The following is a 13,052-nucleotide window of genomic DNA, read 5'->3' on the forward strand; positions in this document are numbered from 1 at the left end:
CTCAAGCATTTCATGTTATAATATAGGAAGTATATTAAAACGAAACGTTAAACATAGATATTAGTAGATAAAATGAGGTGAACACTATGCGTTGTCCAAGATGTCATCATAATAATTCTCGCGTAATTGATAGTCGACAAGCAGACGATGGACGTGCAATCCGTCGTCGAAGAGAATGTGAAAATTGCAATTACCGTTTTACAACATTTGAACGAATTGAAGCAGCGCCATTGTTAGTCATCAAGAAAAATGGTGACCGAGAAGAATTTAACAGAGAGAAGATTTTACGTGGTTTGATCCGATCAGCTGAGAAACGCCCAGTTGCTATGGAACAAATGGAGCAAATCGTTGACAATGTCGAAAATAGAGTACGTAGCTTAGGCGAAAATGAGATTTCAACTACTCTAGTTGGCGAATATGTAATGGAAGATTTAGTGAACTTGGATGAAATCGCCTATATTCGCTTTGCCAGTGTCTACCGTCAATTCAAAGATATGAGTGTGTTCTTAAAAGAATTACAAGGAATCGTAGACAAAGCAAAATCTTCAAATCCAGACACAACCAATGATTAAGGAGGTCTTTCCTTGAAAGAGAATTGGAAAGAAGTCCATCCTAAAAGTATTTTTCAAGTAGCACTATCGTATCCGTTATCCAATCAAGAACAAGCAGTATTGACACTTTTATATCAACCAATTATTGGTGCCGAAGCTTTTAGTTTATACTTGACACTCCTATCCGAAGTAGAAGAGTCTGGTGTCAGTGAGTCACTTTTTCATGCTGATTTGATTACGATGATGGACATGAGTATCAAACAAATTCAAACAGCTAGAAAGAAATTAGAAGGAATCGGGTTACTAGGAACGTTTGTCAAAGACGATTCTGAACTTGGCGCACATTTTTTATACAGGTTGAATCATCCTGAAACAGCTGAACGTTTTTTTAAAGATGAAGTATTATCGTTAACCCTTCTAAACATCGTAGGACAAAGAAAATTGGACAAATTATTTGACCGCTTTAAACCAAAATTTATTAATTTGACTGGTTTTGCAGAAGTTTCAGCAAGCTTTAAAGAGGTGTATCAATTCAAAGAAGAACAAATCATTTCTCAAAGTAAGCTATTAAGCCAAATGGAACGATCTTTTAACGATCCAAGACCAGCACAAAAGCCAAGTGCAGTCAATGAAAGCTTTGATTGGGCATATTTTGTACAAGGGATAGAAAAACTTGGAATCAAGTTGCCAGATAATAGTATAGGATTCAAAGAAGAAGTATTTGTTTTTCATAACTTATTTGGCATTACAGAATTAGACATGATCGATTTTTGTTCTAAATCATTTGATTATTATACAAGTAAGATCGTTGTAAAGGACTTTGAGCGAGTAGTCTATAGAACCTTTGATCCTGATAAAAAGCAAAAACCAAGTGAATTTCAACGAAATGATTCGGTTGAGTTGTCTGCAGAAGATCAGCAGACATATCGGTATAACTCATTGAAAATGAACGGATTCTCAACACAAGACATTCAGATGATCATGGATAGTGAGAAGAATTTTCCGTTAAATTATTTAGAAGCACTAAAAAATGAACGTGGTGGGTATACAACCCCGCAAGAACGTTCACTGGTTAAATATTTAGTAAGTAAATCAGGACTACCGAACAGTGTAATCAATGTATTAATCAATTATGTTTATAATATTCAAAAGCAACCTACGTTGAAAGCTGACTATGTGAATCGAATTGCTAATGAATGGGCTCAAAGTGGTATTTTTTCACCAGAGAAAGCCATCGATCATGTACGCGAGTTAGCTAAAAAAGGCAAAGAACAAAAACAAACTAGGCAGAGATATGGACAAAATAATCGACCGATTCGTCAAGAAACATTACCAGATTGGGTAGATAATCCGGTTGAAGAGCAGAAACTATCTAAAGAAGAACAAGCACGACTAGACAAAGAAATTCAAGATTTCTTGAGTAAAGGAGGCGGCAATTAATGGAAGATGTAGGGAAAGAAATGTCAAAAATCATTCAAAACAGAGATATGAGTGAACGATATAATGAATTGGTTGAAGTTGTCCTTAAAGATACTGATGTACAGCAGTTCATCAAAGAAAATCGTGAACGATTGACGGACGATGATATTCGAAAAAGCTATTCGAAACTTTATGAGTTTGTTCAAGAAAAACGTAAATATCAATTAAATGACCCAACGATGATTGCTCCTGGATATGAGCCTCAACTAACCTTGAATTTCCATTACATCGATGTGACTTATGTACCTACAGAAGCGTTGATCGCGAAGCAAAAAGAAGATGAAATTCGCAAACGCGTCCGAGCAATGGATATGCCTAAAGATGTCCGAGAAGCTAGTTTGAATAGATTTGATACGGCATCTCAAGGTCGTGCTCAAGCAATGGCCGAAACTATGAAATTTTTAAACGAGTATACAACAAATCCAAAAGAATTCCATAAAGGCTTGTATCTTCAAGGTACCTTCGGTGTAGGGAAATCGTTCTTATTAGGTGCAATTGCGAATAGTTTAGCTGAGCGTGGTTTTGTAACAACCATTGTCCATTTTCCGACCTTTACAGTTGAAATGAAACAGGCAATTGGTAAAGATATGGTTGGACCTAAGTTGGATGCTGTCAAGAAATCACCTGTTTTGATGATTGATGATCTAGGGGCAGAATCAATGACTTCTTGGATTCGAGATGATGTATTAAGCGTTATTTTACAATATCGTATGCAAGAACAATTGGTAACGTTCTTTTCATCGAACCTTGATTTAAAAGAGCTAGAGAAACATTTATCCGTGACCCAGCGTGGAGAACAAGAACCATTAAAAGCTCGTCGTATCATGGAACGAATCCGTTACTTGGCTCAAGAAATTACAATGTCTGGTAATGATCGAAGAAATGGATAGAGCTGACTTTTACGACTGCTGTATAGGTTGAGTATAGGTGACTGAAGTGTGTGATACTTCAGTTGCTTTTTTAATTTTTCTTAATACTAAATGGTTGTAATGGACTATGCAAGAGTCTAGCGTTTATAATAAAGTATCAACAATGGAGGCGTGTCTATGAAAAAAATTACTATAACATTTGTAACGGTTATTGCATTGATTTCTTTAGCCGCATGCACACAAAATAAAACCGACTCGTCAAAAGGAAGTGAAAAAACGTCAATGAGTAGTGAGAAAGACCAAATGATCGATGAAATCTCAACTATGAAAGATCAAGAAAAATCTCAATCCATTTTTACAGCTATTTTAGTTGAAGATGCTAAAAAAAATGATACAGTGGATCAATCGACTCGTTTGGTTCTAAAAGAAGTCGAAGCAGTTGAAGATCCAGAAAAAATGATTGGTATGATGAAAAATGATGGTGTTATTTTGAATGTCACAACGGAACAATTAGCAGATGGACTCACAGAAAGTAGTTTTAAGACTGGTGATAAAATCCAATTTACATTAGTCGGTTTACCAGCAATGACTATGTCGATTCCACCACAAGTTGTTGGGAATTCAGTAATAAAAGTTGAAAAAATTTAATCATTTTGAAGTCGATAATGTTTGAGGTTGGGACAGAAGTGTTTAACACCGAGAATTTCGGCTTATTTCCGAAGGAGTTGCTTCTGCGCCCACCGTTTATTCGGTTACTAAGAGCCTGAAACATAACGTTTTTAGTTATGTCCCAGGCTCGTCATTTTTGTTTTTTATAGAGTAAATAATTATTTTTTCAAAAAAAGCATTGACATTTGTTTTATAACGATGGTATAGTTTCACCTGTAAGATAACTAAATAGATTTGTTAGGTGAGGCTCCTATACAAACACAGGCTACTGCCCAAAAACATCGAGAGATGCCAATGGGTAGAACAGGGATTGTCGATTACAAGGCTTTTCATAAGGTAGCTAAAAGCTCTGCTTTTTACGTTGTATAGTGCCAAAACTCAACGACTAGATCATACAGGCTTTTTTTTGTGCGCTTATTTATGACCTTCCGCTGAGTTTTGGCGGAAGGTTTTTTGCTGTGAATCACTACGATTGGCCAAAGGACAGAGTAGATGATGAACAGTACTTGGCGAACGAAGAGAGAGAAGTAACCGAAATACTGAATCACGGCATATCAATCCCCCATCTCTGGTCCTAAAAACCAAAGTATAAAAAGGAAAGACAGAGTAGATGATGAACAGTACTTGGCGAACGAAGAGAGAGAAGTAACCGAAATACTGAATCACGGCATATCAATCCCCCATCTCTGGTCCTAAAAACCAAAGTATAAAAAGGAAAGACAGAGTAGATGATGAACAGTGCTTGGCGAACGAAGAGAGAGAAGTAACCGAAATACTGAATCACGGCATATCGATCCCCCATCTCTTGACCTAAAAGCCAAAGTATAAAAAGGAAAGACAGAGTAGATGATGAACAGTACTTGGCGAACGAAGAGAGAGAAGTAACCGAAATACTGAATCACATCATGTCATTTCGAGCATACCAAACACTAACAACAAATCTAAGAAAGGAGCAAGCTTATGAATTTTTAATCAACATTATGGCCAGCATTTTTGCAGGAATGATTATTGGGGCAGAACGGCAATGGCGAAAAAAACTAGCTGGAATGAGAACAATGACCTTGGTAACATTTGGTGCATGTCAATTCGTTTCTTTATCCACTTTGATTCAGGATGATAGCAGTCCTACAAGAATAGCCGCTCAAGTAGTCAGTGGTATCGGATTCCTTGCTGGAGGCGTAATTTTGCGAGAAGGCTTTAGCGTAACAGGTATCAATACTGCCGCGACCTTATGGTGTTCAGCTGCTGTTGGAAGTTTGATCGGAGCGGGGTTTGTGATCGAAGGAATAAGTTGCGCAGTTGCTTTGATGCTCGTTAATATTTTGCTGAGGAATCTATCGTTTAAAATGGACAACTTGGCTGTCCAAAAAGAAGACGAACAAGTAGAGTCGATTCACTATCTTTCAGTTATTGCTAGTAATACAAGTGAAGTCATGCTTAGAACTGAAATTATTCAGTTACTCGATAAATATTGTTTAACCTTTACTAAATTCTCTTGTACCGATTTAGCAGGACAAAAAGTAAGACTATTCCTAGAAATCGAAGCGACAAGAAATGGCGTATTAGCAGTCAATACGATTATTTCAGAATTGTCTCAACTATCAGAAATCATAGAAATCAATCAAATGAGCAATTAAAAGAATGGAGGAATCAAAATGGTAAAACAGTGAAGGTCAACGTAATTAATTGGAATAGTGAAGAATATTGGAGAGGTATTTTTTTAAGAAATAAGCTACTTAAAACAAGTGCTGGAAAGGAATGGATCAAAGAATTGCCTATTCATGAAAAATACGACCTCCATATGGCTGCGATGATTGACGGGGAAGTTGTAGGGACGTTACTTCTTTCAAAAAGAAGCCGCACGATGGCTCAGATCAAGCAAGTTGCGATTGATGAGTTGTACCAGGGATTTGGGATAGGAAAACAATTACTTGAATTTGCAGAAAAAATAGCAGAGCTGATGAACTTTCAATCTGTATTTTTAACTGGTCGTAAACAAGCTTGGGGCTTTTATGATCATTTTGGTTACCAACGTATAAGTAGCGCATACTCAGATGGGGATGTGATCTTAAAAAAATTTAAGAAAAATCTTTGCACAAAAAAGAACACTCGGAATTTCGGAATTATCAAACATATCACGCTAAAGGAGATGGAAACAAATGGATGACAGTAGTCAGATGATTAAGGGCTCATGGATAAAGAAATCTGTTGAAGAAATTATAATTATTATTGTCTATTTGTTTCTAGGGCAAAAAAGCAATTTTCTCCGCTAACAGATTTTCTTTTATCTATCAGTCCGATTCCTAAAATAGAGAGAACACAATGAGATTGTAAAGGATGATCGTTTGTATTAGACTAACCTACATTTCATTAATCAGAGTTTTAGAAAGAAGGAGAAATACATGGATAAAAGAACAGCATTAACTAAAAAAAATAATCAGTCATATGAATATTTTGCACGGAACTCAGCCGAAAATATCATTACCTTTTTCAACTCTTCCAAAATAGGACTATCAAACCAACAAGCGGTTTTATCAAGAGAGGAATTTGGTGAAAATACAATTACTCACGGCAAAAAAACACCGCTATTCGTTGAAATAATTAAAGCTTATTTTACGCCATTTACAATTGTTTTGATCGCACTTGCTATTATTTCCTTTATAACAGATTATGTTATTGCACCACCAGCAGATCGTGATCTTATAGGTGTACTTATCATCATGGCGATGGTGTTGATCAGCGGTACAATGACATTGATTCAATCGGTTAAATCAAATCAAGCAGCAGAAAAATTGAATAACATGGTAAAGATTACGGCAACCGTTGTCCGTAGAAAAAAAGAAGTAGAACTTCCAATAGAAGAAATCGTCTGTGGCGATATCATAAAATTATCTGCAGGTGATATGATTCCAGCTGATATCCGTTTAACCAAAACAAAAGACTTATTTGTGTCTCAATCTGCAATGACGGGCGAAAGTTATCCAGTTGAAAAAAGAGCAGATTACAAGTTAAAAGGAAACAGCGTGGAAACAGAATATGAAAATATTGTTTTTATGGGCAGTAATGTTATTAGCGGTAGTGCAGAAGGAATTGTTGTTTCAGTAGGAGATAACACTCTTTTTGGAAAAGTAGCACAAGATGTTTCAGATAAAAACCCTCAAACAAATTTTGAAGTCGGCATCAGCAAAACTTCATGGTTGTTGATTCGATTTATGTTAGTCATGGCGCCAGCAGTATTTTTAATTAACGGATTAACAAAAGGTGATTGGTTTGAAGCGTTTCTTTTCGGGTTGTCTGTAGCGGTGGGGCTAACACCTGAAATGCTGCCGATGATCGTGACGACGAATCTTGTTAAAGGCGCTTCAAGTATGGCTAAAAAAGGCACAATTATCAAAAATCTAAACGCGATTCAAAATTTTGGTGCAATTGACGTTCTATGTACAGATAAGACAGGTACATTGACTCAAGATAAGATTATTTTAGAGTATCATTTAGATTGTGATGGCAAGGAAGATAGCCGAGTGTTGCGCCATGCATTCTTTAATAGTTATTATCAAACAGGCTTGAAAAATTTAATGGATGTCGCAATTATTGACGCCGCAAAAGAAGAATTATCGATCGATTCTTCTAAATACAAAAAAGTAGATGAAATTCCTTTTGATTTTAAACGACGTCGTATGAGTGTTGTGATCGAAGATACATCTGGCAAAACGCAAATGATTACAAAAGGTGCCGTCGAAGAAATGTTAGAAATTTCAAGTTTTGTAGACTATCAAGGAACCGTAACGCCTTTAACAGAATCACTTAAAAAAGAAATTTTGAAAACCGTTGAAGAATTGAATGAAGACGGGCTACGTGTGTTAGCTGTTTCTCAAAAAACAAACCCAGCGACCATTGATGAGTTTTCTGTCTCAGATGAAAATGAAATGGTTTTAATTGGGTATCTTGCATTCCTTGATCCGCCAAAAGAAACAACAAAAGCTGCATTGGAAGCGTTGAAAAAACATGGGGTTGGGGTCAAAGTATTGACTGGTGATAATGCTCTGGTGACGAAATCAGTTTGTAAACAAGTTGGATTAGCAAATGAAGAACTGATTACAGGGAATGAAATTACTAAAATGAATGATTTTGAACTAAAAACGATTGCTGAAAAGTATAATATTTTTGTGAAATTGACACCTCAACAAAAAACGCGGATCGTTCAAGTATTAAGAGAAGCTGGCCATACCGTTGGTTTTATGGGAGATGGGATCAATGATGCCCCAGCAATGAAAGAAGCCGATGTTGGTATTTCTGTCGATACAGCGGTTGATATTGCAAAAGAATCGGCAGATGTTATTTTACTTGAAAAAGACTTGATGGTTTTGGAACGAGGGCTATTAGCAGGAAGAACGACTTTTGGTAATATCATGAAGTATGTCAAAATGACGGCGAGTTCTAATTTTGGTAACATGTTTTCAGTTGTAGTAGCAAGTATCTTTTTACCGTTTCTACCTATGTTACCGTTACAACTACTCTTTTTAAATTTGATTTATGATATTTCATGTATGTCAATTCCTTGGGATCATGTAGACGATGAGTACCTAGAGCAACCTAAAAAATGGAACGCTTCAAAGATTGGTTCGTTTATGAAATGGTTGGGCCCTACAAGTTCAGTTTTTGACATTACGACTTATTTGTTAATGTATTTTGTCATTTGTCCTCAACTAGTCGGAGGAAACTACCATGATTTAGATCCAGCACAACAAGCGACTTTTATTGCGATTTTTCACGCTGGTTGGTTTATAGAATCTCTTTGGTCACAAACGTTGGTGATTCATACATTGCGAACACCTAAAATTCCGTTTATCCAAAGCAGAGCGTCGTTTATTTTAACGACTATTACGTCTTTAGGAATTGCGGTTGGAACGATTTTACCGTTTACAAGTTTTGGACAAAGTTTAGGATTAGCTGAACTGCCGTTAAATTACTTTGCTTGGTTAGGTTTAACAATAGTGTCCTATTTATTCCTAGTCATGATCGTAAAAAAATTCTATGTCAAACGATTTGGAGAATTATTATAAAATTGAGTAAAAGATTGAGTCCAATTGATTTTGGATATCAATCTTTTTTCTGATTAGCCGCATATCTTTTGCTAAAATAAAACGTTGCGTTATCATAAAGAGAAGGAAAATAAAAAAGAGTGTTTTTTTGTTTGACCTTTACTGACTAAATGAGTATAATAACGATATAAGGTCAAAATTAATCAGACCTTATGCTTTTTTATAAGTTAAAAGTACTATTTATATAGTAGAAATTAAAGAGCTTATTCAGCTTTAACAATTATTTAGCTACGCGGGCTAGTTCTTCGGAAAAAAGATAAAATCTAAATGAGGCAAAAAGCACCTCAGTCAGATTTTCCTATTTTTCTGTCAGAGCTGTACGAGCCCGCTCCGCTTTACATTATCTAGCTACGCGGGTTAGCTCTTCGGAAAAAAGATAAAATCTAAATGAGGCAAAAAGCACCTCAGTCAGATTTTCCTATTTTTCTGTCAGAGCTGTACGAGCCCGCTCCGCTTTAACAATTATCTAGCTGCACAAATCAATCCTTATGAAAATAGACAAATTACCAATGAAATAAAGAACGTTTCAATGTTAATTTCCTGATTTTCTACAGGCTAAATCGATTTGTTCCGCTTTTAAATTTAGGAGGTAATTCTATGAACATCGAAAAAATGACAACGACATTACAAGAGGCAATTGCAGAGGCGCAACAAGTAGCCGTTACTCGTCATCATCAGGAAATAGATATTGCGCACCTATGGAAGATTTTTTTGCAACCTAATCATTTTGGGCGTAATTTTTATACAGATGCAGGCGTTGATGTAGACGCTTTTGAACGAGAAATCGATAAAGCAATCGATGAATACCCAATTATTCAGGGTAGCAACATTCAATATGGTCAAAGTATGAGCCAAAATTTGTTTAATTTATTAGGTGAAGCAGATAAACTTAGAGAGTCATTCCAAGATGAATTTTTAGCAACTGAAATCGTGATTTTAGCGTTGATGAAATTGAAAAACTACCGTTTAACAAGCTATTTAACAAGTCAGGGAATCACAGAAAAAGAATTACGTAAAAATATAGAAGACATGAGAGGGGGAGATCGTGTGACTTCTCAAAATCAAGAAGAACAATACAAAGCTTTAGAAAAATATGGGGTAGATTTAGTACAACAAGTGAAAAGCGGCAATCAAGATCCCATAATCGGCCGTGATGAAGAGATTCGAGATGTGATTCGTATTCTTTCGCGGAAGACAAAAAATAATCCTGTGCTGATTGGTGAACCAGGCGTTGGGAAAACAGCAATTATCGAAGGGTTAGCCCAACGAATCGTTCGCAAAGATGTACCTGAAAATTTAAAGGACAAAACTATCTTTTCATTAGATATGGGTGCATTGATCGCTGGCGCTAAATTCCGCGGTGAATTTGAAGAACGCTTGAAAGCAGTTTTAAAAGAAGTGAAAAAAAGTGAAGGACGTATCATTCTTTTCATTGATGAAATTCACAATATTGTTGGTGCCGGTAAAACAGAAGGTAGTATGGACGCTGGCAATCTGTTAAAACCTATGTTGGCCCGCGGTGAATTGCATTTGATTGGAGCAACAACACTAGATGAATATCGCCAATATATGGAAAAAGACAAAGCCTTAGAACGTCGTTTCCAAAAAGTCTTAGTTAAAGAACCAACTGTTGAAGATACAATCAGTATTTTACGTGGCTTAAAAGAACGATTTGAAATTCATCATAGCGTGAACATCCATGATAATGCTTTAGTTGCTGCAGCAACGTTATCTGACCGCTACATCACGGATCGTTTCTTGCCAGATAAAGCTATCGATTTGGTCGATGAAGCGAGCGCAACGATTCGAGTTGAAATGAATTCAATGCCGACCGAGCTTGACCAAGTAACACGTCGATTGATGCAATTAGAGATCGAAGAAGCTGCCTTGAAAAAAGAATCCGATGATGCTAGTAAAAAACGTCTAAATGCATTGCAAGAAGAACTGGCAGATCTTCGTGAAGAAGCGAATGCCATGAAGATGCAATGGGAAACAGAAAAAGAAGAAGTGAATGCTGTCAGCAATAAACGTGGTGAAATCGACAAGGCAAAACATGAATTAGAAGATGCTGAAAACAATTATGACTTAGAACGAGCAGCTGTTTTACGTCATGGTACGATTCCTAAATTAGAAGAAGAGCTAAAACAACTTGAAGAAAAAAATGCTAAAGACAATGTCCGGATGGTACAAGAAGCCGTGACTGAAAATGAAATTGCACAAGTTGTGGGTCGTTTAACAGGGATTCCTGTAACAAAACTAGTTGAAGGTGAACGTGAAAAACTAATGAAATTGAATGAAACACTTCATAAACGTGTCATTGGTCAAGATGAAGCCGTAGATGCTGTAAGTGATGCAGTAATACGTTCACGCGCTGGTTTGCAAGACCCAAATCGTCCGTTAGGTTCATTCTTATTCTTAGGGCCAACAGGTGTTGGGAAGACTGAACTTGCTAAAGCATTAGCAGAAGACCTATTCGATTCAGAAGATCACATGGTCCGAATCGATATGAGTGAGTATATGGAGAAACATAGTGTGTCTCGTTTAGTTGGAGCACCTCCAGGCTATATCGGCTATGAAGAAGGTGGTCAATTAACGGAAGCTGTTCGCCGCAATCCATATACGATCGTCTTATTAGATGAAATCGAAAAAGCACATCCAGATGTGTTCAATATTTTACTACAAGTCTTAGATGACGGTCGTTTGACTGACTCGAAAGGACGAGTAGTTGATTTCAAAAATACGGTCTTGATCATGACGAGTAATATCGGTTCTCAACTTTTACTTGAAGGTGTGACCTCAGAAGGAACGATTCCAGAAGAAGTGGAAGAACAAGTAATGACCATTTTACGCGGCAATTTTAAACCAGAATTCCTAAATAGAATTGATGACACAATCCTGTTTACACCGCTAAGCTTAGAAAATGTCAAAGGCATTATCGGAAAAATGACTGCTCAATTGGCAAGACGTTTAGAACATCAAGAGATCGAATTAGTCATTTCTGATGAAGCTAAAACATGGATCGCAGAAAGTGGCTATGACCCAGCTTATGGTGCACGTCCATTGAAACGTTTTATTACAAAAGAAGTCGAAACGCCATTGGCAAAAGAGATTGTGTCGGGCAAAGTCTTACCTAAAACCAAAGTAACAATCAGCTTGTTAGGTGAACAATTAGTTTTCAAAAATGAACCGATAGAAGAATAAAATCAAAAATGAGATAGCCTGTTTAAGCGGCTGTCTCATTTTTTCGCGTAAGTATAAAATATTGATTTCAAAAACGATATTGTGTAGAATCTAACTATTATATTAAGCAATTAAAAGAGGGGTCCAGTGGCTAAAAAAAACAGACGACTAGAAGAGCAATTGTGTTTTTCATTACAAACGGCTTCAAAGCAATTTAATAGGATGTATGCGAAAGCATTAAAACCATTTCAGTTAACCTATCCTCAATACTTGGTGTTACTAGTTTTATGGGAATACTCAGATCAGCGGATTTCAGACATTGGAGAAAAACTTGCGCTGGATACAGGAACATTGACACCGATGTTGAAAAGAATGGAAAAAAATGGGTACATTAATCGAAATAGATTACCTGAAGATGAACGCATTGTGATCATTTCACTTTCTGAAAAAGCAATTCAGTTAGAGACTGCAATTTATGATCAAGTAGAGGGATGCCTGACTCAGCTGGATTTTAATGAAAAAGAGTATTTTGCTTTGATCGAACAAGTCAACTCTTTAAGCAAGCAAATTGGCAGTATTGACCAATAACAGATAGATTATCAAGACTTCAAGAAGTAATGAGCGATTAAGCTTACACTTTTTGCAGTCTTTTTATTAAAAAAATCACTACAGTTGAAGCAAACTAATGTACATCTGTATAAATGTTGTGTACAATTTAATTGTACGATAGAGCTATGATAATAAGAATTGGAGGAATGAATCATGAAAAAAATCTATTCAACAACAATCATCAATACTGGCGGAAGAGAAGGGGAAGTCTTTTCACCAGATAAATCATTCAGTTATCAAGTAACTTCGCCTGGACCTCATCAAGAAAATAAAACGAATCCAGAACAATTATTTGCAGCAGCGTATAGCTCTTGTTTCAACAGTGCATTAGAACTTGTAATGGCTAATCAAAAAATCACATCAAAAAGCACAGTAAAAGCTACCGTTTCTTTATTCAGTGATGAAGAATCTGGATTCCAAGTTGGCGTGGTTCTGTCAGTGAAAATCGATGATGTCGATCGTGAAACGGCTGAAGCGTTAGTGAAGGCTGCCCATGAAGTATGTCCTTATTCAAAAGCAACAAGAGGGAATATTTCAGTTGAGTTAGAAGTAGAATAATAGCAAGAAAAGCTCAGAAATAAAACGAAAAAGTC

General features: G+C 36.4%; 10 protein-coding genes and 1 riboswitch. All 10 genes read left to right on the forward strand.

Annotated elements, in window-relative coordinates; all coding sequences use genetic code 11:
* The first annotated feature begins 86 nt into the window (after nt 1–86).
* The 10 genes from nrdR (at nt 87) to AC1PU0_RS06365 (ending at nt 13,017) form a co-directional block, all read left to right on the forward strand.
* Nucleotides 87–572 (forward strand): transcriptional regulator NrdR, encoded by a 486-nt coding sequence (nrdR, locus tag AC1PU0_RS06320; protein ID WP_069654539.1) that lies wholly within the window; start codon nt 87–89, stop codon nt 570–572.
* Between the two features lie 12 nt (nt 573–584).
* Nucleotides 585–1,991, forward strand: coding sequence for a replication initiation and membrane attachment family protein (locus AC1PU0_RS06325; RefSeq protein WP_206848790.1), 1,407 nt, complete (start codon nt 585–587; stop codon nt 1,989–1,991).
* Entirely contained in the window at nt 1,991–2,920 is a 930-nt protein-coding gene (gene dnaI / locus AC1PU0_RS06330) for a primosomal protein DnaI (protein ID WP_111247323.1), read from the forward strand. The genes AC1PU0_RS06325 and dnaI overlap by 1 nt, the downstream gene beginning before the upstream one ends.
* Before the next feature lie 156 nt (nt 2,921–3,076).
* The gene (locus tag AC1PU0_RS06335; protein WP_206848792.1) at nt 3,077–3,547 is read left to right on the forward strand and encodes a hypothetical protein; all 471 of its coding nucleotides are present in this window, start codon (nt 3,077–3,079) and stop codon (nt 3,545–3,547) included.
* Between the two features lie 247 nt (nt 3,548–3,794).
* A riboswitch (M-box (ykoK) riboswitch) is annotated at nt 3,795–3,965 on the forward strand.
* A 463-nt stretch (nt 3,966–4,428) separates the two neighbouring features.
* Nucleotides 4,429–5,205, forward strand: a complete 777-nt coding sequence (locus AC1PU0_RS06340) for an MgtC/SapB family protein (RefSeq protein WP_240485867.1) — start codon at nt 4,429–4,431, stop codon at nt 5,203–5,205.
* 29 nt (nt 5,206–5,234) lie between these two features.
* Entirely contained in the window at nt 5,235–5,735 is a 501-nt protein-coding gene (locus tag AC1PU0_RS06345; protein ID WP_111247405.1) for a GNAT family N-acetyltransferase, read from the forward strand.
* A gap of 235 nt (nt 5,736–5,970) precedes the next feature.
* Entirely contained in the window at nt 5,971–8,631 is a 2,661-nt protein-coding gene (gene mgtA / locus AC1PU0_RS06350) for a magnesium-translocating P-type ATPase (protein WP_206848793.1), read from the forward strand.
* Between the two features lie 636 nt (nt 8,632–9,267).
* Entirely contained in the window at nt 9,268–11,871 is a 2,604-nt protein-coding gene (gene clpB / locus AC1PU0_RS06355; protein ID WP_206834378.1) for an ATP-dependent chaperone ClpB, read from the forward strand.
* A gap of 126 nt (nt 11,872–11,997) precedes the next feature.
* Nucleotides 11,998–12,438, forward strand: a complete 441-nt coding sequence (locus AC1PU0_RS06360; RefSeq protein WP_111247407.1) for a MarR family winged helix-turn-helix transcriptional regulator — start codon at nt 11,998–12,000, stop codon at nt 12,436–12,438.
* A 174-nt stretch (nt 12,439–12,612) separates the two neighbouring features.
* Nucleotides 12,613–13,017 carry an organic hydroperoxide resistance protein gene (locus AC1PU0_RS06365; protein ID WP_069654533.1) on the forward strand — a complete coding sequence of 135 codons (405 nt, stop codon included), beginning with the start codon at nt 12,613–12,615 and terminating at the stop codon, nt 13,015–13,017.
* Nucleotides 13,018–13,052 lie beyond the last annotated feature (35 nt).

The sequence above is a fragment of the Enterococcus sp. XAF26B05_ASV22 genome, from assembly GCF_056727285.1.

What these genes read in the sequence shown, in the direction of transcription:
- nrdR (WP_069654539.1), top strand. Translation starts at nt 87, where the DNA reads ATGCGTTGTCCAAGATGTCATCATAATAATTCTCGCGTAATTGATAGT.
- dnaI (WP_111247323.1), top strand. Translation starts at nt 1,991, where the DNA reads ATGGAAGATGTAGGGAAAGAAATGTCAAAAATCATTCAAAACAGAGAT.
- AC1PU0_RS06335 (WP_206848792.1), top strand. Translation starts at nt 3,077, where the DNA reads ATGAAAAAAATTACTATAACATTTGTAACGGTTATTGCATTGATTTCT.
- mgtA (WP_206848793.1), top strand. Translation starts at nt 5,971, where the DNA reads ATGGATAAAAGAACAGCATTAACTAAAAAAAATAATCAGTCATATGAA.
- clpB (WP_206834378.1), top strand. Translation starts at nt 9,268, where the DNA reads ATGAACATCGAAAAAATGACAACGACATTACAAGAGGCAATTGCAGAG.
- AC1PU0_RS06365 (WP_069654533.1), top strand. Translation starts at nt 12,613, where the DNA reads ATGAAAAAAATCTATTCAACAACAATCATCAATACTGGCGGAAGAGAA.